Below are 22935 nucleotides of genomic sequence, written 5' to 3'. Positions count from 1 at the left end.
CATATGTAATATTAATTAAAAAAGCTAATACGTAGGGGGTAGTTTTATGAGTATAGAAACAAAAATTTTAGAAAGCGAAAGAGATGAGGTTCAAATGCTATTTGAAAGATTAGCATCATTAAATGCACTAGCAGCAACATTATCTGATGCTAGATTAGAAATAGATGAACAAAATTGGTTTTATAATAAGTTAATAAATGATTTAACTGAAACTAGAAAAAAATTCGGTATTTGGTGGGATAGAAGTTGCGAAAAATATAAATTAAATTTAGAGGATAGACATAAGTATGCTGTAGATTTTGAGAATAAGACAATAGTAATAGATAATGAGTAGAGGATAAAGATATTTTTACAATGCAAGTTATATATTAATATATATTAATAAAAATAACTTAATAAAATGAGAGGGGGAACAAGATATGAGGTTAAATCAAAAAACTGTAAATGGGATACACCAAATTAAATGGTGGTGTTCCGATTGTTTAGGACCATGTAAATCAGACTGTACGGGAAGATGTGCAGATGGTTGTACAGGACCATGTAAGGCAAATTGCAGGGGATCTGCACTTTAATAATCATTAGTATAAAATTATAAGATATTGGAGGAAAGAAATATGAAATTAAATCAAAAAGCTATAAATATAAATGAGGGACCTCAATATGGATGGTGTTCAGACTGTTTAGGACCATGTAAAGATAGCTGTTTGGGAAGATGTACAAGCGATTGCTTAGGACCATGTAAATCAGATTGCCTAGGATCTGCACGTTAATAATTAATAGTATAAAAGTGTATAATATAATTGGAGTTTATGATTAATTTTCCCTAATAATTGTACAAGTATTCTTTGTAAGGTAAGTATTTTTAAATAGACTTATAATTTATAAATATTATTTAATATTGAAGTATTACTTTTTAAAAGTAATACTTCATATTAAATAATAAGAAGGAGAAAGTATGCACTATAATATAGATGAAAAAAAATTATTAAAAGAAAAAACATTGTTTTATTTAAAAAAACATAAGTTTAGAATAATATTATTATATATTGCAACAGCTACAAGTAATTTAGTTAATCTAATTCCTATGTATTTATTTGGTCATTCGATAGATTATACAATAGCTGGTGACTTTAAAAAAGTATTAAATACAATAATTTTAATTATTTTGATATTTCTATTTACATCTATACTAAGTATAATTGAAACAGTATTACATACTTATATTAATCAAGATATAGTTATACATTTTAAAAGTGAAATTTATGATAAAATATTATACTTGAAGAAAAAAGAATTTGATAAGATTTGCAATGGAGAAATATTATCAAAGATAGAAAGAGATACAGTATGTTTAGCTGAATTTATCACAGAAGACCTTATTAATTTATTTATTTCAATTGTTACATTAATTGTAAGTTTATACTTAATAATTAGGCTTTCACCAACTTTAACCACAATTTCTTTAATAATTTTTCCTATAACTGTACTTCTATCAAAAATTTTAAGTAATAAATTGAGAAAATATATTTTAAAGGGAAAATTGTTAGGTGATAATTATTTCTCAATTACTCAAGAAACATTATCTGCTATTGAAGAGATAAAATCATTAGGAATGGAAGGATTATATAAAAACAAATATAAAGAAATATTGAGTGATATAAGAGAAAATGAAGGGAAAAAGACAATCATTTCAACTATAATAAATTTTATTAGTTCTATAATTTCATCATCAGGTGAATGGCTAATTTTATTAGTAGCATCATGGATGATTATAAATAAAACGTTGAGTGTAGGGACTTTAATAGCATTTAATTCTTTCAATTCAAGAGTTACTCTTTCTATATCTCAGATATCTAAATTTATCGTAAAAACCCAAAATATATTTGTATCTTTAAAAAGGATAGAGGAATTAACTAATTTACCAGATGAAACTCAGTATAAAACAAAGTTTTGTCCTGAGTTAAGTGGCAATATAGAGATTGTTGATTTAAGTTTTTCTTATTATTCTAAATTAGGAATATTAAAAAATATTAATTTAGATATAAAAAATAATGATTTCTATGTTATAGTTGGTAGAAATGGGTGTGGTAAAACAACATTATTAAATATTGTATCAAACTTTTTAGATGATTACAAAGGAGAGATTTTATTTGATAATTATAATGTAAGGGATATAGATATAGATTGGCTCAGGAAAAAAATAAGTTATATTCCTCAGCAACCTCATATTTTTCAAGGAACAATAGATTTTAATCTATCTCTCTCCAATGAGAATTTGTCAGAGTCTTATAAAATAGAAGCCTGTAAGCTAGTAGGATTGCACTCTTTTATAGATACTTTACCTGATAAATATAATACTATCTTAGGTAAGGATGGGGTTATCTTATCAGGAGGACAAAAACAAAAATTAGCTATTGCAAGAGCAATATTAAGAAATCCCAAGATTATGATTTTAGATGAAATTACTTCTGATTTAGATAGTAAATCAGAAGTAGAGATTATGAGTCTATTAAATCAATTAAAAAGGAAATATACAATAATAACTGTAGCACATCGTATAAGTTCAATATTGTATTGCTCTAATATAATAGTTATGGATAATGGAGAAATTGTTGGAATGGGGGATCATGAAAAATTAATTACAGAATGTGATAGTTATATTGACTTATATAGGAATCAATTAAATAAAATTAGTGAAAAATTAAACAATAATGTAGTGTAATTGAGTAATAAATAAATTAAATTTGAGTGCTAATAAATGATGAAGAATTAAGAAAACTTGAATCAGTAGAATATCTTTAGTTATGTTGTATTTAAATATCTAAGGATATTTTTTTTATTTTGTAAGGAAGGAATAATTAACTCATTTTATATAGAAAAGACGTATGGTAGAATAGGTCAGTAGAATGCATCGGGGATTATTGAGATAAGTTTGTTAATTGTAAGTGTAGTTTTTCGTCTGCTTTGTTTATTACTGGATTATTTGAATCCTGCAAAAAGGAATGTATATAATATATGATAGAGTAATACTTATACATTTGAGAATTTTGTTCCCTCAAAGGGTTTTAAGCAAAGAATAAGTTCAAATTTTAGAATGTTAACAGCCTAGTCGTTTTTTAAAAAAAATAGAGAGGATTTGTAAATACAAAATGACTACTATGTGATTGATAAATTTGTGTAGCAACTAGAAAACGACCTTCGTTGACACTATAGTCATTTTTTGGAATCCACCCGGAGGACATGAACAAATTGCGAATACAATTTATAAATATAAGACTTAAAATGCATGAAAAGTTTAAAAAGCAGAAAATGCCTAGCTAAAAAACTCCACCTTATCGCAAAAAAATCAAAGGGACGGTTCTAGTTACTTGTTTTCAAATATATGCAAAAAACTCCTAAACAATAGTCTAGGAGTTTTTTGCAATAGTATATTTTTATTTAGTAATATTAAAGTTAGTTATATTGACAAAATATTCATATAAGAGTATGTTAAGTATAACTAGTATAACAAGTAATACTGAAAGGAAGATTAATATGAATAAAAAAGCTTCGGAAGATAAATATATGGGTTCTGTGAAGGTAGGTCCAAAGGGGCAGATTGTTATTCCAAAGGAAGTGAGAGATATGTTTAATATTTCTTCAGGAGATACTTTAATTTTGCTTGCAGATGCTAAAAAAGGTATTGCAATTGAACGGTATGAGATTTTTTCTAAGATTGCTGATGCAATTTTTGCAGGTAAAGCGCGGGAGATTTATCCATCAGAATCGGAAGAAGATTCACTTATTTTTGCCAAAGAAATAAAAAAATTTAGTGAGTCTGAAGGAGAACATGATGAGTAAAATAGTATTTTTTAGTATCCCAGCTCATGGGCACACTAATCCTACTATAGCAGTAGTAGATGAATTAGTAAAACGTGGTCATGAAGTTTGGTATTATTCATTTTATGAATTTCAGGAGAAGATTGAAACTGCAGGTGCAAAATTTATTCCATGTGATAACTATTTGCCAGAACTTACACCGGATATAGAAAAGAAAGTGGGAAAGGATTTTGCATCCCTTATAGAGATGGCAGCAGATATGACTATGAGTCTAGATGAAAAGGTATGTAGAGATCTTAAAGAATTTCAGCCACATTGTATAGTATCAGATTCTATGTGTATTTGGGGAAAATTATTTGCAATAAAATTAAATGTACCATATATTTGCTCTACTACGACTTTTGCAATGAATAAATATACTGCAAAGCTAATAAAACAGGGGTTAAAAGAAATGTTTCGTATGTTTATAGGTATTCCAAGAATTAATAAAAAGATAAAGCTCCTCAGGGAAAAAGGTTATAATGTAAAAAACTTTATAAGTATTATCCAAAATGACAATGATACTGATACAATTGTTTATACATCTAAAGAATTTCAGCCTATGGTAGAAACATTTTCGGATAAGTATGCTTTTGTAGGGCCTTCTTTCCGGGTTCCAGAAGTAGAACAAATTAAAAAGAAATATCCGCTGATTTACATTTCATTGGGGACCGTACTGAATCAAAATAGACATTTTTATGAAAACTGCATTAAGGCATTAGGTGATGTGGATTGTCAAGTTATTATGTCTGTTGGAGAGAAGGCAGATATTTTTAGCTTGGGTAAGTTACCAGATAATTTTAAGGTTTATCCTAAAGTTGAACAATTAAAAGTTTTACAACAAACTGATGTATTTATTACTCATTGTGGAATGAACAGCATAAGCGAAAGTTTATATTTTGGTGTACCATCAGTTTTATTTCCATTACACAGTGAACAAGCTATGGTGGCAAATCGAGTAGCAGAATTAAATGCTGGAAAAAGGTTGAAGTCAGATGCTGTAAATAGTATTCCAGAAACTGTTTTACAAGTATTAAATGATATATCCTACAAAAGAAATGCAGAAGTGATTTCTAAAAGCTTACGGAAAGCTGGAGGAGCTAGTGCAGCTGCAAATAAGATAGAGAAGGTTTGTAATGAAAGCACTACAAAATAAACATTCAGAAAATCTTAAGATTGTATTCACTTATTCTTAAATTTTTGTTGATATTATAATCATGCCAATAATTAAATTTTGATTCAACAACAAGGAGCAACTAATTAGTTGTTAAAAATATACTCAAATATAAATAAATATAGACAAAAGTATATTTTTAAAACAAAAGCTCCCTACATTCGTAAAGAGTGTAGAGTGATGATTTAAAATCATACAAAACTCCTTTAATTGCTGGAAGTCCCTAAAGCCTAGTTAACTAAAACGTAAGGATGAAATAAACCTAGACGTGAATGTTACGAAAGTAGAAAAAATAACTGGGATAGCATAAGGTTAAATCCTAAGTGCTAAAGTAATGGGTAATCAGCAACCAAGCCCCGAATAGGGGAAGGCTCAACGACTAGAGAGGAATCTCGTACCTGCAAGTGTGGGAAAATGGGGAGTTCCCTAAAAATAGGGAAGTGATATAGTCTGTGCTCATATGAAAATATGAGAAGTTCATAAGAGAACTGGTATGGAGTAACGAACCATATTGAACGCTCTAAAAATATATACAGATGTCGATTAGATAATTAAACAACCGTATTTTAAAATTTTATAAATACTTATACTTTAAAAGTAAACCTTAAAGAATTAATTATTTTTCTAAATCTTTAACTATTAAATTATAGACGTAATTACTAATAGTCATTTTATTCACCTTATCAATATAGCGTTATAAATAATAAGTGTTAATAATGTGGGAACACTAATATATAAACAAGTTATAGAAGATACTAGAAAAAATGAGGTGAAAGATAATGGGAACTATTATTAAAAATGTTAAACAATATTCTTATAAATTAGATACAGAAATGTTAGATGAATTAAAATTTATAGCTAATCAATATAAGAATGTAAAGAATTATGTTTATTCAAGATATAGCGGAATTAATAGTATCCCATTATTAAACAAGGAAAGACAAATAAGAAATGAATGGGTAAAATCAGAGTTTGCAAAACAATGGAAATTACCTGCTCGTTATTGGAAATTAGCATTAACTGAAGCTATAGGAAATATTAACTCTCAATGGTCTAATATAAAGAATAAAATTAAAAAACAGGTTAAGGTTAATGAGAATTTATCATATGAAGATAAACATTATATAAATTATATTGTTAAATTTAATAGTTATTATCATAAAGTATTAACCAATCAAAAATTTGATATTCCTAAGATATTTGAAAACAAAAACTTAAATTTTAAATATCTAAATAATCTTATTAGAAGATATACTAGAAAATATAAAGGACATATACCATATTCTAAAGTAGGGAAAACATTTTCTATAGATACTGGACTATATTCTTACAAAAATGATTGTATTAATATAACTTCTACAAAGAAAGGTAAAAGAATATCTATAGAATTAACTGACAACAATAAGTATGATAGAACAATGATAGTTAAAATAATAGATAATAGAATAGTTATAAATTGTCCTTTAAAAATAAAAACTAGAAAGAATAAAAGTACTAATATTATAGGAATAGATAAAGGTTATAGATATTTATTTGCAGTATCAAGTGAAAATTTTTATGGAGAAAATCTTAATAATTATCTTAGTAAGGAAACTGAAAGATTAAATAAAGTTAATACTCAAAGAAATAGATTTTGGGCATTGTATAACCAATATATTGAACAAGATAATATTGAGAAAGCTAATAAAATAAAAGAAAACAATCTAGGAAAAGTAAAATATAATCATAATAAATTAAAACATGACCAAACAGTAAAATCTTATATAAACTATTCACTGAATCAATTAATAAAAGAAGAAAAACCGAAAGAAATAGTTTTGGAAAACTTAGATTTTGTTAATTGGAACGACAAGTATCTTAAAGATGTAAAACGTAAATTATCAAGATGGATTAAAGGTTATATAAGAGAAAGATTAGAGTATAAATGTGATTTTTATAGTATTAAATATACTTATATAAATCCAGCCTATACAAGTAAAGCATGTAGTGTTTGTGGCGGCTTTGGTAAAAGAGATGGTGATGTATTTACTTGTCCTAAATGTGGTGAGTTTCACGCTGATATTAATGCAAGTAAAAATATACTAAATAGAAAATATGATAATGACATTACTTTATATACAAATTATAAAAAAGTTAAGGAGATATTAGAAAATAGATTAAAAGTAAGTTAATTTTGAATTGATATTAAAAGAATATTTAATCACAAATATATGTACCTCAGAAATGAAGCATATATTTTACTGGAAGAACTAGGGGTTAAATAAATCTTTAAATTATAAAATTTTAAAATACGGTTGTAGGATAATTTAGTGAGTTGTAACTAGGAATCAGTTAGTTATAACGAGCTTTATGAACTGGTACATCCAAGACTTAAAACTATCATAAGATAGAATAAGTGCGAATTATCTAATTTGAATACATTTGTATACATTTTTAGAACCAGGACTATTGTGTTAATAATTAAATATTTAATTGCCTATATTCGTACATGTATTATGTATGTTGCTCATACTGATTATTTAATTAACATTATTCGCATATGTATTTTATGTATTGTATTTCAAAAAGGATTTTATCTAAGGGCTAAGAAGAGGGAAGGAGGAGTTTCCCGTAAGCATCTTCTATGGGTATTTATTTTTTTATTGTATCTGGGAGCTGTTTATGGCGTAACAGGTATAGGAACAATCTGGGATGTGCAAAGGTTTGTTACCGCATCTACATCTGAATTTGATCGAATTTATTTAGTTCCATTTTCTAGTTCTGAGGTAATCATGCCCTATGTTTTGAATATTATAATGACGATACCATTAGGATTTTTGTTACCATTGATTTGGAAACAATTTCGAACAATTAAAAAGGTTGCCTTGTCGGGCTTTTTGTTATCCTTATGTATTGAGTTAAGTCAATTGTTCACTCAAAGTCGAACCACAACGACAGATGATTTAATTATGAACACCCTAGGAGCTATTATCGGATATTTCATCTTTAAAGCATTCTTTCACATCATCTTGAAAAAAAATAGCAACGAAAAAGATGAAATAACATCATCTTCAGTTGTCATCAAACACGAAGCAATCTTTTATTTAGTATTATCATTTTTGGGAATGTTTTTATTTGCTATTTAGGGCTTTTCGCCATCAATAATACTTGATAAAAAATAAAATCAATATATTATAAATGACAGACTACAATCGAATGGGAGTAGGACGTATAGTCTTAGGGACTTGGTATTATCAATGTTTCTAAGGCTTTTTCTTTGCTTGTAATATGATATATCCTATAAAAAAATGCAGAAGTAATTTCTAAAAGCTTACAGAAAGCTGGAGAAGCTAGATGCTCTCCGCTTTTTTATCTTGGGAGAAATAGGAAAATACTGTAATAGTCAAAAAAAGGAAGGTTTTTTTGGCTATTTAGAATTTTAGGCTTACCATAGTCACTACATAAGATTGACTGTAATATAACAGTTATGCTATAACGGAGACATTAACTCCACTAATAAAATACTGTGAACCATACCATAATTTTAACATAATTACGATATGGACAAGCAAAAGAATAAGTTACTAAAATTATAGGCTATTTCTTTTCTATAGAGATAAGTGATTTTTTGTAGCTAACAGTCATTTGTGGATTTAGGTAATAAATATAAGTATTGTATGGAAGCAATAAAGCACTAGCAGAAAGAAAGTTAGCCATTGTATGTGAAGAGGAGGTGAATTTTAAGGCAATCATAACGCGGTTAAAAGTGTTGTCAAAGAAAAAGGCGGAAAAGTTTATTAGTAACCTTATTCTCGATGATATCACTACCTCTCTATAGAAAAGATTAATGAATCAGAAAAGGAATATCCTAAGCAAAAATACTGACTAAAGCATCATATAATCAGGTTTTATCTAATGAAAATACCTTATTGTGGGCTACCATTAGAGATGCAACATCTGAGTAAGCAGCATGTGATACTTAAGACGATGGGACAAGCTCTTGTAACAATACAATTAATGTAATGCTCTGTAAAAAATGAACGAACTAACCTTCTCTAATGTCCTGTTAAGAATAATTAACATTAGGATACTCCAATTAAAAGTTACTATTAACTTAATCAAAATAAGTTATAGCCTAGCTGCTGGCTACAGAATTTATAATGTAAAGGAGCATAGGTATGAAAAGATCTTATTTTAAAAGGATTATGGCGTCTATTATTATCATCTGTATAGTTTTTGGTTTTACCTCAACTTCTACTGTAAAAGCTGCTGATAACAGTGATGCTACAGTAGTTGGAAATGATTATCCCATAGTTATGGTACATGGATGCTTTGGTTGGGGAAGCAATGAAGGAGCCGGTCTCTATTACTGGGGAGGTAAAGAAAGTCTGACTCAAAAGCTTACCGAGAAGGGTTATACTGTATATTCTCCATCTATCGGACCTGTTTCAAGTAACTGGGATAGGGCATGTGAGCTGTATACATATATTGTAGGCGGCACAGTTGATTATGGTGAATCACATTCTAAAAAATGTGGACATGCAAGATACGGACGTAGTTATCCAGGCGTGTACAAACAAATTGGAACAAAAGATTCATCTGGAAATACTAGAAAAATTCATCTAATTGGACACAGTATGGGAGGACAGACAATCCGTTTATTGGCACAGCTTTTGGAAAATGGAGATCCTGATGAATTAGCATTTACCACAGACGGAAGTATCAATTCCCTTTTTACTGGCGGAAAATCATGGGTGTCCAGTATTACATCTATTGCTACTCCACATGATGGAAGTCAGGAAGCACATATAAAATATGGTATTGAGCCTCTTACACATCAATTTGTTGCAGCTATTGCCGCAATAAAAGGCAAGAAGGTTGATTTGGATGACTTAAATTACGATTTTCAATTAGATCAGTGGGGTCTTAAAAGAAAACCTGGTGAATCACGTTTAGCCTACAACAATAGAGTAATTAAAAGTGCAATTTGGAAGAAAACAAAGGATTTAAGTGTTTGGGATTTGTCGCCAGAAGGAGCTCAGGAATTTAATTCTTATGTTAAGGCACAAAGTGATATCAATTATTTTTCAATTGCATGTGTAAATACTCATGAAGATAGATTGACTCATTTTCAAGTGCCAAATAAAAATATGAATCCTATTCTTGTAAAAAGCTCCATATTTATGGGGAGGTATACAAACAATAAGAGTGGTGAAGTTCCTATAGATAAAAGCTGGTGGAGAAATGATGGCGTTGTGAGTGTAATATCAGCTACAAATCCTAAGGTCGGTTCATCAGACCAAATAGTTGATTATAGCGGAACTGCAGTAAAGGGTACATGGAATTATCTTGGTGAATTTGATAATACAGATCATATTGAAGTTTGTGGAATGAAATATGATCGAAACAGAATTGAACAAATGTATTTCAATGTGGCAGAAATGCTTTCAAAACTTCCTGTTGAATAATTCATAAAATTTGATATCAAGAAATTATTAATAATAAACTATACACTAAAACACCAGACTTTAAATATGCATTATGATAGGGATAAACGGAGGTAAGAATGTTATGAAAAATGGATATAAGACAGCACAGGTAGCAAAGATAATAGGTATACATCCTAATACAGTGAGATTGTATGAAAAACTAGAATTGATACCTAAACCTCAAAGATTATCCAATGGATATCGAGTTTTCTCAGATTTTCATATTGCACAATTTAAGCTGGCTAGGACAGCGCTTAAAGTGGAGGTGCTGCAAAGTGGTCTTAGGAAAAATATGATTAATATTATTAAATTATCTGCCCAAGGTGAATTCCAAAAGGCAATTGTATCTACTAACAACTATATAGATCAAGTCAAAATAGAACAAAAAAATGCAGAAGAGGCAATAGAAATTACAAAAAAATTACTCTCTGGTATACAGGAGACAGAAGATAATATAGCTTTCACAAGAAAACAAACTGCAGATTACTTGAACATTACCATAGACACGTTAAGAAATTGGGAGATGAATGGGTTATTTTCTGTGAAAAGAAAACAAAATGGATATCGGGTATACACTAAAAGTGATATTCAATTATTGAAGATAATACGTTCTTTACGTTGTGCAAATTATTCTCTTGCAGCAATTTTGCGCATGGTAAGTGAGCTATCTAATAATTCAGAAATCGATATACGAGAAGTTATTGATACCCCAAAAACTGATGAAGATATTGTAACAGTATGTGATGAGCTTCTTACTTCACTAAGTAACGCAAAGTTATATGCAAATTGTGTTTTAAGTCAACTAAAAGCCATGCAGGAAAAATTTAATATAAATCCTACAGTATAACACCAGACTTTATTCTGGTGTTATTCTTTTTTATGTATTAAAAAAATAGGAGGTTTTTAGACATGGAAACAGTTAAAATTCATGGCTTATGCAAATCATACGGAAATATACAAGCTGTAAATAAGGTTAGCATATCCGTTAAAAGTGGAGAAGTATTTGGATTACTTGGCGCTAATGGAGCAGGGAAAAGTACTACCATTGAATGTGTTTTAGGTACGAAAAAATTTGATAGCGGCTCAATTTCTATTTTAGGAATGAATCCACAAACACAGAGAAAGGAATTATATCAGAGAGTTGGAGTCCAATTTCAAGAATCGAACTATCAAGACAAACTAACAGTAGCAGAACTTTGCGAAGTTACACAAGCTCTTTACAAACAGCCAGCAGATTATGAAGAATTGCTAAAACAGTTTGGCCTTTCAGATAAATGTAAAAGTCAAGTCAGTGAGCTATCAGGGGGACAAAAGCAACGGCTATTTATTATACTTGCTTTAATTCCTAACCCAAAAGTTGTGTTTTTAGATGAACTGACTACAGGACTTGACACTAGAGCAAGGAGAGAAGTATGGAAAGGACTTTTAGATTTAAAAAAGAAAGGACTTACTATCTTTTTAACTTCACACTTTATGGATGAGGTAGAAGTATTGTGTGATAGGATTTGTATTCTTAAAAAAGGAGAAAGCATTTTCTATGGAACAGTGCAGGAAGCAATTGCAAAAAGTCCATATGAAAAATTTGAAGAAGCATATTTATGGTATACAGATGAGAGGGGAGATAATTAATGAAAGCATTTAGAAAAATGTTGAAAACAGAGCTGAAATTATCACTGCGAGGAATGGATATGTTTATTTTTGCAATTTGCATGCCAGTAGTGGTAACAATCCTTATTGGTATAATCTATGGAGATAAATCAGCATTTAATGGTGCGGAATATACTTTTTTAGAGCAATCATTTGGAGCTATTACTACAATTGCAATATGTGCAGGTGGTGTCATGGGATTGCCATTGGTGGTATCCGATTATCGTCATAAAAAAATTCTAAAAAGGTTTAAAGTAACACCTATAAGCCCAGCTATGATTTTAATAGTGCAGGTAGTAATTTATGCATTTTACGCTATTGTTTCACTTATACTTGTCTATGCTGCTGCAGTAATTTTCTTTGGCTTTCGATTAAATGGTTCTTGGATCCAGTTTTTAGCTTCTTATTTCTTAGTAATGGGTTCTATGTTTAGTATGGGGCTTATGGTGGGCGGAATTGCTCCAAATTTAAAGACAGCAAGTGTTGTAGCAAGTATATTATATTTCCCTATGTTGATTTTTTCAGGAGCAACGCTGCCTTATGAAATTATGCCAAGGGCACTTCAAAAGTGTTCCAATATACTACCCTTAACGCAAGGAATAAAGCTTTTAAAAGCGTCTTCACTTGGCTTGACTGTAGATAGTGTAATGACGCCAATCATTGTGATGATTACCCTTATGGTAATATGTACTAGTATAGCTATTCGATTTTTCAAATGGGAATAATGATAAATCACATGATGATGGATTATTTAAAAATACCTTACCATATGTAAGATAAATAGAAATACTTTTTATTATTACTACACAGATATATACAATTCCTAAATGGAGTATTCTTATTTTAAAGTAATACTAGCTTAGTATATTAATATTAGGCTAGTTTTTATTTTGAATATAATAATGCTATAAAATAATCTAGGAACTTACTGTTTTTGAAGCAAGATCTACTAAGATTTCGTAAAGGGTCCTGAGGATTGTGAACAAATAACCTATATTATTATGATACTTATATTTTTACCATTAAGTGACCCGTTTTTCTAGCAATATATGTCTTTGTTCTTTTAGTATTTTAGATATAAATTATATGCAAATACTTTACATAAAACATTTTTGGTATTATAATACAAAATATCATATAATTGTTAGTAATTTTAATTCACATAACAATAGTATAAAGTATTTAAAATAAGAATTAGGGGGAATTATAAATGAATGCTATATTAAAGAGAAGAAGTATAAGAAAATACAAGGATAAAAAGATAAGTGATGATATTGTTGAAGAATTATTAAGAGCAGGAATGGCAGCACCTTCTGCTGTAAATGAACAACCTTGGCAATTTATAGTCTTAAGAGATAAAGAGACTATGAAAAAGATAACTAAGGTGCATGAATATTCAAAGATGTTATTAGAGGCAGATGTTGCAATTGTAGTTTGTGGAGATAAATCAAAAGAATTGGTAGATGATTTTTGGATACAAGATTGTTCAGCAGCTACAGAGAACATATTAATAGAAGCACAAGATAAAGGATTAGGTGCAGTATGGTTAGGTGTTTATCCAATAAAAGAGAGAGTAGATGGAATAAAAGAAATTCTAAATTTACCAGAAGGTATAACTCCTTTATCTGTAATACCTATAGGATATCCAGATGAAAAAAAGGAGCCAGCAGATAGATCTAATAAAGAAAGAGTACATTATGATAGATGGTAATGAGTTCACCGGATCTCTATGGGGTGTGAATATATGGAAAAACTACAGGCACAACTATTGTAGGTATTGTAACAATGTCAATTATGGCTAGGTTGGATCAGATATAAGGTATATTAGTCAAGTCTATTATATTCACTAATTACTAATAGAATGAAAACAGGTCACATCATGGAACTTATATCCATGATGTGATTTGTTTATATATTATTATTTATTTGTTTCGATTTCAAAAATAGCTTCAATTTCGACAGTAATATCCAGTGGAAGCTGGTTTGTACCAACTGCTGTACGAGCATGACGTCCTGCATCGCCGAACACATCATACAATAATTGAGAAGCTGCATTTACAACAATATGCTGCTGAGTAAATCCAACTGTATTGTTAACAAAAGCTTGAACTTTAACTACATTTACAACACGATCTAAATCACCAAGGTACTCCTTAACTGCTGTTAGCATATTGATAGTGCAGAGTTTAGCTGCCTTTTCTGCTTCCTCTAATGTTCTTTCTTCACCAACTTTTACTGTATAAGCAGGTTCTCCATTAACAAGGGGTGCCTGTCCTGATACAAATAGAGCATTTCCTAACTGCTTTACAGGTACATACATTGCATTGGGAGTAGATAGTTCAGGAAGTTTAATGCCTAATTCTTTAATTTTTTGTTCTATTCTCATAATATGCAAACCTCTTCTTCTAATTTATTTTAATATCAGCTATAGAATACAAAGCAGCTGAGCCGCTGATAGTTACTCTGTCTCCACAATATTTGCAGTATAATGTTCCACCACGATTAGAAAGTTGTCTTGCTACCATTTCATCTTTTCCAAGGCGTTTTGCCCAATAAGGAATAAAATTACAATGTGCTGAACCACATACAGGATCTTCATTAACTTTAATCTTAGGAAAAAAACATCTTGAAACAAAATCGTACTTTTTACCTTTGGCAGTAATTAAAACCCCCATACCATCCGGAAGTTTTTCTAGCTTAGAAAAATCAGGTGATGCCTTTTGAACATCTTCTTCATTTTCAAGCACAAACATTAAATCTCTTCCTAGATAGGCTTCTAAAGGATTCACACCAAGAGCTTCAATCATTTGCTCTGTCAATGAAAATGGTTCAGGCATTCTGCTTGGGAAATTCATTTCGTAAAGATCACCTTTTTTTACAACAATAAGCTCCCCACTTATTGTTTGAAATTTGATTTTGTCTACATTCTTTTCGTAATAATTGGCAATTACATAAGCTGTTGCCAAAGTAGCATGACCACAAAGATCAACCTCTTTTCCAGGAGTAAACCATCTTAATCCATAGCTGTCTCCCTCTTTTACAGCGAATGCTGTTTCAGAAAGATTATTTTCAATGGCAATTTTTTGCATGGTTTCATCAGGTAGCCATTCCTTCATGATGCATACACCAGCTGGATTTCCTTCAAACACCTTTTCTGCAAATGCATCAACAACATAATATTTCATAATAATAACCTCCTTATTTTTATGTAAAATCATACTATGATAGTAAGTATATCATTGTAAGTGTATGGTCTCAATGATATAATTGTATGCAAGACAATTATTTTAAGGAGGTTCCATATGCCTGTAAATTCATTTGAAAATTATCCAATGTCATGGAAACCCGATAAAAGACAATTAGGTTCTCCATTATACCTATCTATTGCTAGTTTGTTAGAATATGATATACTTAACGGCTATCTTGCACCTAATACAAAACTTCCACCTCAAAGAGAACTGGCAGATTACCTTGATATTAATCTAAGTACTATAACAAGAGCCTTTAAAATCTGCGAAGCCAAAGGATTAATTTCTGCTGTTATTGGAAGTGGAACCTTTGTCTCTCCTAATGCTGGGAGTGCTATTTTCCTAGCGGACAACGATGCAAATAAGAATTATATAGAGATGGGTGTTATAAAACCACTGGATTGCTCTAATATATTAGTTGCAGAAACTATTAAAAGCATTGCCAATAAAAATTATCTGGAAAAGCTATTGGATTACAGACATCCTTTAGGATGTCCTTATCACAGAATGGCTGCAAAAAAATGGATGCAGCGCTTTTCTATGGACGTATCTATTGAAAATATAGCTATAACGTCAGGAGGGCAAAATGCTATTACGCTGCTCTTAATCTCTATTTTTAATCCTGGTGATAAAATTGCAGTGGACACTTATACTTATCCTAATTTTATTGAATTAGCTAATATGTTGAATATTCAATTAATACCTATTGAAGCAGATGAATTAGGAATTATACCAGAACGATTAGATATTGTTTGTAGTATAAATCATATAAAAGGAATATACATAAATCCTTCTTGTAGTAATCCCACTGCTGTAATTATGGATATGAAGCGCAGAAAGGAAATTGCAGATGTGATAAAGAAGCATAAACTTATTCTAATGGAAGATGATATTTATTCTTTTCTTGCTCCACAAGATTATTTACCAATATCACATTTTGTTCCAGAACAGTTTATTTATATACTAAGTATATCAAAAGCCTTAAGTTCTGGCATGAGAGTGGGATTTATGGGTTACGCAAATCAGTTTGTTGAAAAAATTACTAGAGGTATTTACAATATAAATATAAAAACTTCCTCACTAAATGCAGAGATCATAACTGAACTGATTAACACTGGAATTGCTGATAAAATTATTAGGCAGAAAAAAGAAATTGCTGAAGAACGCAATGAACTATATGAACAATATTTTGAAATTACAAATCCTCATGAAAATCCGCTAAGCTTTTTTCGCTGGCTTCCACTGTGTCAAAAGTATCAAGGAAAGCAATTTGAACAGGATGCTTTAAAACATGATATTCGCGTATACCATTCCTATCGATTCTTAACTGGAAAAGATGAATCAGCGCAATTTATTCGCATTTCCCTAACCTCTGTGACAGACTCTCAAGAATTAGATAAGGGACTTCGAATGCTTAATGATTTTTTACTCCAGACAAAAGAAAGTTGATAAAGAAGTTAATTGAGTAATCTTTTTTATATTATTTTTAAGATTTTATTGACATTACTAGAATGGTATGATACTATAACATAAAATTACCAAGAGGGGGATTATTATGAATATTAAAATAAATATATCTGTTTCAAAATTGAATAATCTACTCTTATTAGCTAACTTAAGATAGCGATTGCATATATAGGTTACATACTACTATAGATGCAATCGCCAAAACAGGCGTTTTGCATCTATGGTGGCTAATTATTTGTATTGAAATAAATGGGGGCCCATAGATAGACTATGGGACTTTTATAATATCCTAGGTAAAAAAGTCTCATAGTATAAACTGTGGGGCTTTTTTATTTATAAATATCAATATTTGGAAAATTCAGATAAATAATTTAGGAGGAATAGACATGAAAAAATCCAGAGAACAATGGGGGACAAAAGCAGGATTCCTACTTGCAGCTATTGGTTCTGCTGTAGGACTAGGTAATATATGGAGATTTCCTTATGTAGCTTACTCAAATGGAGGTGGAGCTTTCTTAATACCATATTTTTTCGCTATATTCACAGCAGGAATACCTTTATTAATTCTTGAATATGGAATGGGACATAAATTTAGAGGTTCAACACCACTAGCCATAGCAAGAGCAAATAAAAAATGGGAATGGCTTGGTTGGTGGCCTATAATTAGCGCAGTTATAATTTTATCCTATTATTCAATGATTTTGAGTTTGGCTATGAAGTACTTAACATTAAGCTTTAATAAAGTATGGGGAAATGACACTAACAGTTATTTTTATGATGAAGTATTAAAATTATCATCATCACCTTTTGATTTTAGAGGTATAATTATTCCAATACTAATAGGAATAACTTTAGTTTGGTTAATTAACTGGTTTATATGTTATAAAGGAATAAAAGCTGGAATTGAAAAATTAAGCAAAATATTATTACCAACTCTATTAATAATAATGATAATTATAGTAATAAAGGGGGTAACTTTAGAAGGAGCTTCTTTAGGCTTAAACACACTGTTTACACCTGATTGGCAAAAAGTTAGAGATCCTAAAGTTTGGATTGCAGCATATGGACAAGTATTCTTTTCATTAAGCATAGCTACAGGAATTATGATGACTTATTCCAGTTATCTTCCTAAAAAAACAGATATAAATAATAGTGCATTCATGACTGCTTTTGCCAACTGTGGCTTTGAATTTTTATCTGCCATAGGGGTTTTTGCAATACTTGGATTCATGGCAACCAATCAAGGAGTATCTATTGATAAAGTTGCATCTGGTGGTATAGGACTTGCATTTATAGCATTTCCTAAAGTATTTTCAGTAATGGGTGCATGGGGAAACATACTATCTGTATTATTCTTTACTTGCTTAATATTTGCAGGATTAACATCAGCAGTATCCTTAGTTGAGGCAATCTCCTCAGCTATAATAGATAAAACAGCATGGGAACGTAAAAGAGTAGTAACAGGAATTTTGTTAGTTGGATTTATTATAAGTCTCTCCTTTGCAACTAGAGCAGGATTATACCTATTAGATATTATGGACAACTTTATTAATAATTATGGAGTAGTTGTAGTTGGATTACTAGAAACTATTTTAGTAGGATGGATTGTAAAACCTAAAACCATTCGGGATCATACAAATTCAGTATCTTATTATAGAATAGGAAAATGGTGGGACATAATTATTAAATGTATAAATCCAATTGTTTTAACTTTCATTCTAGTTCAAAGTTTTATTACAGAAATGCGTACACCTTATGGTGGATATGATTCGCTGGCATTGATTGCTTATGGATGGGGAGCTATTTTAATAGGGATTACTGGATCAATCTTAATAAGCAAACAACCTTGGAGAGATAATATTAATTTCAAAAATGAATAAAGGCGTGGTGATAAAAATGACATTAAGTGCAATGATATTCTTCGGCATAGGCGCAACAGTACTTTGGGGAGGATTATTGACTACTATAATAATTTCAATGAAAAAAGATGACTATTCAGAAAAGAGCGAAATACAAAATTAAGATTAATGGATTTGGAGTCTTACATGAAAGTATAAGCTGCTTTATTATAGAAGAACTTAATAAGAGGGTCTGTCATATTTTAATGACAGGCCCTCTGCAATTTGCGTGAGAATATATCACAGGAATAGAAATCTTACGGAAACTATATATTAGTCATTTTTATTCAACCATTTATTAAGTACTTCTATATATTTTTCATTTTCTTCTACGAATGGCATATGACGGCTGAATTCAAATAATTCCCATTCTGAATTAGGAATCTTATCATACATTGTTTTTGCAACAAGTGGTGAACAAAGATCAAGTAAACCGCTTGTTATTAAACAAGGTTCCTTTATATCTTCAATTTCTTTCATAAAATCAAAGTTTTTTAATGTACCAGATGGGCTAAATTCATTTTGACCCCATGCAGTTACATAAGCTTCTGTTCCAGCAACTTTTGGACGTCTTAAGCATTCTGGTGAATCTGGTCCTACTGCACCTGCACAGTGACGAAGCATGAATTCTGCTTCTGCCTCTTGATATTCTTTTGAAGAATAATCTCCAGCTTTTTCTGCTTTTGCAATGGCATCTTGCATTTCTTGTGGAAGGTATGCAACTCTTCTACGTTGTTCTTTTTCCCATAATGAAGCGGCTGGTAAAGTACTGGATAAGATATAACTCTTGATTCCTTCTGGTTTGTATTCACAAGCGTATTGAATTGCTTGCATTCCTCCCCATGATTGTCCTAATAGGTGAATTTCATCTAAGCCTAAGTGTTTACGTAATTGAATTAATTCTTCAATCCAAGTTTTTGCATTCCATAAGTCAGGACGAGAAGGTGTTGAGGATAATCCGCATCCTAGTTGGTCATACATAATAACTGCACGTCCATCTTCTGCAACTTTGTCAAGTACTTCAAAATAATTATGTGTAGAACCTGGTCCGCCGTGTAATAAAACCAATGGCTTTTTATTTCCTGTACATTCACCTACTATACGATAATAAGTTTTATATTCTAGATATGGCATATAACCTTCAGTAATTTTCATAATCAATCTCCTTATCTATATCTTGTAATTAGTTTTAGTTGTTAAAAGTTTTATAAAAATTTTAACCAATTTCTTTATCTTTATTTGGATTCAGGAACAACAATTAAGTCTTTTGTATATTTATTTAATACCTCGCAACCATCTTCAGTTGTGATAACAAGGTCTTCAATACGAACACCTATTCCCTCTTCCGGAAGATAAATTCCTGGTTCAACAGAGAAACATTGGCCTGGTTTGATGATATCTTCATTTACAGAAGAAACATCACCGAATTCATGGTCTTCCAAACCACAGGAATGTCCTGTTCTGTGTGTGAAATATTTTCCGTATCCTTTTTCTTCAATGTAGTTTCTTGCAGCTAGATCTACGTCACACATTCTGTTGCCAGGTTTTGCAGCAGCAATACCTCTTAAGTTTGCTTCTACAACGATGTCATAGATTTCTTTTTGTCTTTCAGAAACCTCACCGATAAATACAGTTCTTGTCATATCAGAAGCATAGTTTTTGTAGAAGCCTCCAATATCAAGGATAACGCAGTCACCATATTTTCCTTTTGTATCATCTGTTACATGGTGTGGATCTGCTGCTCCCTTAGCATATGCTGTAATAGGATCGAAAGATACTTCGTTAATACCATGTTTCTTGTAAATTTCACGAACTTTAGTATTTAATTCTTTTTCAGATAAACCTTTTCCTACCCATGGGATCAATTCATCCATTACAAGGTCATTTAATCTTGAAGATTCTCTCAAGATAGCGATTTCTTCTTCATCTTTAATCATTCTTACATAGTCAACAATAAAGGAACCGTTTACAAATTTACTTCCACCACCAAGTTCTTGTAACCTTAATAAGAATTTAGATGGCCATACTTTATCGATACCTATAACTTTATCTTTTTCTACAAATTTAGATAAGATTTCAACTCCGTCTTGAATATCGTTGTACCATACTATTTCTACGCCAAGATCTTCTTCCTGTGGGAATAATTCATTAATAACAATTTTGTGATTTCCATTAACATTTAAGTATAATGCTAATAATCTTTCTCCCGGAATAATCCACTTTCCTGTTAAATAAAAAATAGCTGTGGGATCAGAGATAATCATTTGTGGAATCTCATGTTCCTTCATAGATTTTAATACTCTGTTCAGTTTATTTATATCCATAGGTAATCCCTCCTATATTTAGTTATTAAATACTAATATAATAATATGCTTGTCTACAAATGTCAATGAAGATACTAGAATTATTGCAATGAATTAGTTTAAATCTTTCCTTTTTAAAAATTTTTAATTTTTTTATTTTTTTATAGAGATTTTTAGAATATTATATGATATAATGATGAAAAATAATATTTTTTTAGTATATGTGTAATAAAATAAATTTTAATGTTATAACATGATGTTGCGCTTAATGTACAATATACAGGCTTTAAGAGAATAAATTTATTTTAATTATAAATAATGTTGGTATAGTAATACTAAAAAACAATTTAAATATAATTTAACTTTAATTTTTACTAAATATTTATTTTTATTAAATAAAAAAGAAAAGGATACCATATGGTATTTGAAATTATTTCATATCCTCTGTAAAAAGAGGAGGGGGAAATAGTTTTTAAAATACACACGCAATATTAATTTTTTATAGGGGGAATAAAAAATGGAAAACACAAACAAAAAACCATTTGGGTTCTATGTATGCTCAGTTGCTTTCACACTTGAAAGATTTGCATTCTACTCAGCAAAATGGCTACTTGCAGTATTCGTAGTTGCTAAAATAGCGGACGGAGGACTTGGTCTTTCTGCTGCAGAAGCAGCAAAAATGTCTGCAAATTTAGTTGCATTTACTTATGCTGCACCATTAATAGGGGCATTTATATCCGACCGTTTTGTAGGTGCTAGATACCTTGTTCCAATCGGGATGGTTTTAATGGGGGCAGGTTATTTAGTAGGATGGCAAGCTTCAAGTGCTGGCATGGTTAACTTAATGATTGTCCTAGTTTCTCTTGGGACAGGCTTATTTAAATGTCAAACAAACGCTATTACAGGTAGACTTTTTGATGATCCAAGACAATTAGATAGTGCTTTCTCTGTTCAATATTCTTTTGTTAATATTGGTTCTTTCATTGGTACAACAATTATCGGTGTACTTGTAGGAACTAAGGGATATGCTTTCTGTTTCTTAGTTTGTGGAATAATGATGTTTATTGATGCAATTTGGTTTACCTTTGGATGGAGGTTTTTAGGAGAAACAGGTAAAAAGCCATTCAAAGTTGATGAACATGAAGAAGTAAAAGCAAAAGAAACTAAGGAAGAAAAGAAGCCACTTACATCAATAGAAAAGAAAAGGGTTGCAGCAATTATATTAGTATCTTTCTTCTCAGTAATTTTCTGGGTATTCTGGTATTTAGCATATATGCCTGTATATTTCTACTGGGGCGGAGATAATGCAGCTGCTAACTGGATGATAGGTAATTTTCAAGTTCCAACAGCTTGGTTTGATTCATTAAATGCATTAGCATGTATCACATTAGGACCAATTCTTGGTAGAGTTTGGTCAAAATTAGCTAAAAGACCTCAAGGTGATTTAAGCATGTTTAAGAAAACTGCTTTAGGTATGATACTTTTAGGTTTATCCTATGTAATCTTTGCAATGGCAGATGTTACAAGAGGAGGTAATCTTGCATCACTTGCTTGGATTGTTGCATTCGGTATAGTATTATCTCTTGGTGAAATGGTATTCTCACCACTTGGAAACTCTTTCATCAGTAAATTTGCGCCACCTAAATTATTATCAAGCATGATGAGTGTTTGGGTACTTGCTGTTTTCTTTGCAGCTAAATCTTATGGATGGGTATATGAATTTACACTAAAATTTAAATTCGCACCTACCTACTTTGTAATAGCAGGTATTGCTGCTGGAGCAGGTATTATTCTTTGGTTATTAGATGGAAAATTGAATAGCTTAGTTGTAGAAGAGGAAGAACCATTAAACGAAGCTGTTTAATCAATGTA

Annotated in this window: 21 protein-coding genes; 17 read left to right on the top strand and 4 right to left on the bottom strand. The window is 30.5% G+C overall.

What is annotated here, in order from left to right; all coding sequences use genetic code 11:
- Positions 1 to 46: 46 nt before the first annotated feature.
- The 13 genes from ACYUDJ_RS02915 to ACYUDJ_RS02855 all read left to right on the top strand — a co-directional run bounded on the left by ACYUDJ_RS02915 (position 47) and on the right by ACYUDJ_RS02855 (position 13858).
- Positions 47 to 334 (top strand): CXXX repeat peptide modification system protein, encoded by a 288-nt coding sequence (locus ACYUDJ_RS02915; RefSeq protein ID WP_003485526.1) that lies wholly within the window; start codon positions 47 to 49, stop codon positions 332 to 334.
- 85 nt (positions 335 to 419) lie between these two features.
- Complete coding sequence (locus ACYUDJ_RS02910) at positions 420 to 572, top strand: hypothetical protein (protein ID WP_187648971.1); 153 nt, start codon at positions 420 to 422, stop codon at positions 570 to 572.
- 42 nt (positions 573 to 614) lie between these two features.
- The gene (locus ACYUDJ_RS02905; protein WP_003485531.1) at positions 615 to 770 is read left to right on the top strand and encodes a hypothetical protein; all 156 of its coding nucleotides are present in this window, start codon (positions 615 to 617) and stop codon (positions 768 to 770) included.
- A 185-nt stretch (positions 771 to 955) separates the two neighbouring features.
- The gene (locus ACYUDJ_RS02900) at positions 956 to 2722 is read left to right on the top strand and encodes a peptidase domain-containing ABC transporter (protein WP_043031982.1); all 1767 of its coding nucleotides are present in this window, start codon (positions 956 to 958) and stop codon (positions 2720 to 2722) included.
- Between the two features lie 812 nt (positions 2723 to 3534).
- Positions 3535 to 3840 carry an AbrB/MazE/SpoVT family DNA-binding domain-containing protein gene (locus ACYUDJ_RS02895; RefSeq protein ID WP_042384877.1) on the top strand — a complete coding sequence of 102 codons (306 nt, stop codon included), beginning with the start codon at positions 3535 to 3537 and terminating at the stop codon, positions 3838 to 3840.
- On the top strand, positions 3833 to 5014 hold the full coding sequence (locus ACYUDJ_RS02890) for a macrolide family glycosyltransferase (protein ID WP_043031981.1): 1182 nt from the start codon (positions 3833 to 3835) through the stop codon (positions 5012 to 5014). The genes ACYUDJ_RS02895 and ACYUDJ_RS02890 overlap by 8 nt, the downstream gene beginning before the upstream one ends.
- Positions 5015 to 5811: 797 nt before the next feature.
- Positions 5812 to 7203: an RNA-guided endonuclease TnpB family protein gene (locus tag ACYUDJ_RS02885; protein ID WP_003485538.1), complete on the top strand. Its 1392-nt coding sequence runs from the start codon at positions 5812 to 5814 to the stop codon at positions 7201 to 7203.
- Positions 7204 to 7527: 324 nt separating this feature from the next.
- Entirely contained in the window at positions 7528 to 8157 is a 630-nt protein-coding gene (locus ACYUDJ_RS02880) for a VanZ family protein (protein ID WP_003485540.1), read from the top strand.
- Positions 8158 to 9189: 1032 nt separating this feature from the next.
- Complete coding sequence (locus ACYUDJ_RS02875) at positions 9190 to 10479, top strand: esterase/lipase family protein (RefSeq protein WP_043031980.1); 1290 nt, start codon at positions 9190 to 9192, stop codon at positions 10477 to 10479.
- Between the two features lie 103 nt (positions 10480 to 10582).
- Entirely contained in the window at positions 10583 to 11347 is a 765-nt protein-coding gene (locus ACYUDJ_RS02870; protein WP_043031979.1) for a MerR family transcriptional regulator, read from the top strand.
- Between the two features lie 62 nt (positions 11348 to 11409).
- On the top strand, positions 11410 to 12129 hold the full coding sequence (locus tag ACYUDJ_RS02865; protein ID WP_043031978.1) for an ABC transporter ATP-binding protein: 720 nt from the start codon (positions 11410 to 11412) through the stop codon (positions 12127 to 12129).
- Positions 12129 to 12872: an ABC transporter permease gene (locus ACYUDJ_RS02860; protein WP_043031977.1), complete on the top strand. Its 744-nt coding sequence runs from the start codon at positions 12129 to 12131 to the stop codon at positions 12870 to 12872. Before ACYUDJ_RS02865 ends, ACYUDJ_RS02860 begins: the two co-directional genes overlap by 1 nt.
- A gap of 485 nt (positions 12873 to 13357) precedes the next feature.
- Positions 13358 to 13858 carry a nitroreductase family protein gene (locus tag ACYUDJ_RS02855; protein ID WP_003485549.1) on the top strand — a complete coding sequence of 167 codons (501 nt, stop codon included), beginning with the start codon at positions 13358 to 13360 and terminating at the stop codon, positions 13856 to 13858.
- 207 nt (positions 13859 to 14065) lie between these two features.
- On the opposite strand, the gene ACYUDJ_RS02850 is transcribed toward ACYUDJ_RS02855, so the two are convergent.
- Both ACYUDJ_RS02850 and ACYUDJ_RS02845 read right to left on the bottom strand, forming a co-directional pair.
- Complete coding sequence (locus ACYUDJ_RS02850) at positions 14066 to 14533, bottom strand: RidA family protein (RefSeq protein WP_043031976.1); 468 nt, start codon at positions 14531 to 14533, stop codon at positions 14066 to 14068.
- 19 nt (positions 14534 to 14552) lie between these two features.
- Complete coding sequence (locus ACYUDJ_RS02845) at positions 14553 to 15332, bottom strand: PhzF family phenazine biosynthesis protein (RefSeq protein ID WP_043031975.1); 780 nt, start codon at positions 15330 to 15332, stop codon at positions 14553 to 14555.
- A gap of 117 nt (positions 15333 to 15449) precedes the next feature.
- Here ACYUDJ_RS02845 and ACYUDJ_RS02840 point away from each other — a divergent pair, with 117 nt between their 5' ends.
- The 3 genes from ACYUDJ_RS02840 (at position 15450) to ACYUDJ_RS02830 (ending at position 18884) form a co-directional block, all read left to right on the top strand.
- Complete coding sequence (locus tag ACYUDJ_RS02840; RefSeq protein WP_043031974.1) at positions 15450 to 16844, top strand: aminotransferase-like domain-containing protein; 1395 nt, start codon at positions 15450 to 15452, stop codon at positions 16842 to 16844.
- A gap of 404 nt (positions 16845 to 17248) precedes the next feature.
- Positions 17249 to 18742 (top strand): sodium-dependent transporter, encoded by a 1494-nt coding sequence (locus ACYUDJ_RS02835; RefSeq protein ID WP_043031973.1) that lies wholly within the window; start codon positions 17249 to 17251, stop codon positions 18740 to 18742.
- Positions 18743 to 18758: 16 nt separating this feature from the next.
- A complete protein-coding gene (locus ACYUDJ_RS02830; RefSeq protein ID WP_043032414.1) occupies positions 18759 to 18884 on the top strand; it encodes a MetS family NSS transporter small subunit in 126 nt (41 codons plus the stop codon).
- Positions 18885 to 19033: 149 nt separating this feature from the next.
- Here the strand turns inward: ACYUDJ_RS02830 and pepI are convergent, their stop codons facing one another.
- Both pepI and ACYUDJ_RS02820 read right to left on the bottom strand, forming a co-directional pair.
- Positions 19034 to 19915 carry a proline iminopeptidase gene (gene pepI, locus ACYUDJ_RS02825; RefSeq protein ID WP_003401983.1) on the bottom strand — a complete coding sequence of 294 codons (882 nt, stop codon included), beginning with the start codon at positions 19913 to 19915 and terminating at the stop codon, positions 19034 to 19036.
- Between the two features lie 80 nt (positions 19916 to 19995).
- Positions 19996 to 21084, bottom strand: coding sequence for a M24 family metallopeptidase (locus tag ACYUDJ_RS02820; protein WP_043031972.1), 1089 nt, complete (start codon positions 21082 to 21084; stop codon positions 19996 to 19998).
- Between the two features lie 496 nt (positions 21085 to 21580).
- Between ACYUDJ_RS02820 and ACYUDJ_RS02815 the strand changes: the two genes are divergently transcribed.
- Positions 21581 to 22927 (top strand): peptide MFS transporter, encoded by a 1347-nt coding sequence (locus ACYUDJ_RS02815; RefSeq protein ID WP_003485564.1) that lies wholly within the window; start codon positions 21581 to 21583, stop codon positions 22925 to 22927.
- The last annotated feature ends 8 nt before the right edge of the window (positions 22928 to 22935 follow it).

It is taken from the genome of Clostridium sp. CTA-6 (assembly GCF_054768115.1).
The sequence above is the reverse complement of the archived record's forward strand: the minus strand, read 5'-3'. Positions and strand labels throughout refer to the sequence as shown.

Excerpts from the sequence above, each read along its gene's own strand:
- ACYUDJ_RS02915 (WP_003485526.1), top strand. The coding sequence starts at position 47 with ATGAGTATAGAAACAAAAATTTTAGAAAGCGAAAGAGATGAGGTTCAA.
- ACYUDJ_RS02910 (WP_187648971.1), top strand. The coding sequence starts at position 420 with ATGAGGTTAAATCAAAAAACTGTAAATGGGATACACCAAATTAAATGG.
- ACYUDJ_RS02905 (WP_003485531.1), top strand. The coding sequence starts at position 615 with ATGAAATTAAATCAAAAAGCTATAAATATAAATGAGGGACCTCAATAT.
- ACYUDJ_RS02900 (WP_043031982.1), top strand. The coding sequence starts at position 956 with ATGCACTATAATATAGATGAAAAAAAATTATTAAAAGAAAAAACATTG.
- ACYUDJ_RS02895 (WP_042384877.1), top strand. The coding sequence starts at position 3,535 with ATGAATAAAAAAGCTTCGGAAGATAAATATATGGGTTCTGTGAAGGTA.
- ACYUDJ_RS02890 (WP_043031981.1), top strand. The coding sequence starts at position 3,833 with ATGAGTAAAATAGTATTTTTTAGTATCCCAGCTCATGGGCACACTAAT.
- ACYUDJ_RS02885 (WP_003485538.1), top strand. The coding sequence starts at position 5,812 with ATGGGAACTATTATTAAAAATGTTAAACAATATTCTTATAAATTAGAT.
- ACYUDJ_RS02880 (WP_003485540.1), top strand. The coding sequence starts at position 7,528 with ATGTATGTTGCTCATACTGATTATTTAATTAACATTATTCGCATATGT.
- ACYUDJ_RS02875 (WP_043031980.1), top strand. The coding sequence starts at position 9,190 with ATGAAAAGATCTTATTTTAAAAGGATTATGGCGTCTATTATTATCATC.
- ACYUDJ_RS02870 (WP_043031979.1), top strand. The coding sequence starts at position 10,583 with ATGAAAAATGGATATAAGACAGCACAGGTAGCAAAGATAATAGGTATA.
- ACYUDJ_RS02865 (WP_043031978.1), top strand. The coding sequence starts at position 11,410 with ATGGAAACAGTTAAAATTCATGGCTTATGCAAATCATACGGAAATATA.
- ACYUDJ_RS02860 (WP_043031977.1), top strand. The coding sequence starts at position 12,129 with ATGAAAGCATTTAGAAAAATGTTGAAAACAGAGCTGAAATTATCACTG.
- ACYUDJ_RS02855 (WP_003485549.1), top strand. The coding sequence starts at position 13,358 with ATGAATGCTATATTAAAGAGAAGAAGTATAAGAAAATACAAGGATAAA.
- ACYUDJ_RS02850 (WP_043031976.1), bottom strand. The coding sequence starts at position 14,533 with ATGAGAATAGAACAAAAAATTAAAGAATTAGGCATTAAACTTCCTGAA.
- ACYUDJ_RS02845 (WP_043031975.1), bottom strand. The coding sequence starts at position 15,332 with ATGAAATATTATGTTGTTGATGCATTTGCAGAAAAGGTGTTTGAAGGA.
- ACYUDJ_RS02840 (WP_043031974.1), top strand. The coding sequence starts at position 15,450 with ATGCCTGTAAATTCATTTGAAAATTATCCAATGTCATGGAAACCCGAT.
- ACYUDJ_RS02835 (WP_043031973.1), top strand. The coding sequence starts at position 17,249 with ATGAAAAAATCCAGAGAACAATGGGGGACAAAAGCAGGATTCCTACTT.
- ACYUDJ_RS02830 (WP_043032414.1), top strand. The coding sequence starts at position 18,759 with ATGACATTAAGTGCAATGATATTCTTCGGCATAGGCGCAACAGTACTT.
- pepI (WP_003401983.1), bottom strand. The coding sequence starts at position 19,915 with ATGAAAATTACTGAAGGTTATATGCCATATCTAGAATATAAAACTTAT.
- ACYUDJ_RS02820 (WP_043031972.1), bottom strand. The coding sequence starts at position 21,084 with ATGGATATAAATAAACTGAACAGAGTATTAAAATCTATGAAGGAACAT.
- ACYUDJ_RS02815 (WP_003485564.1), top strand. The coding sequence starts at position 21,581 with ATGGAAAACACAAACAAAAAACCATTTGGGTTCTATGTATGCTCAGTT.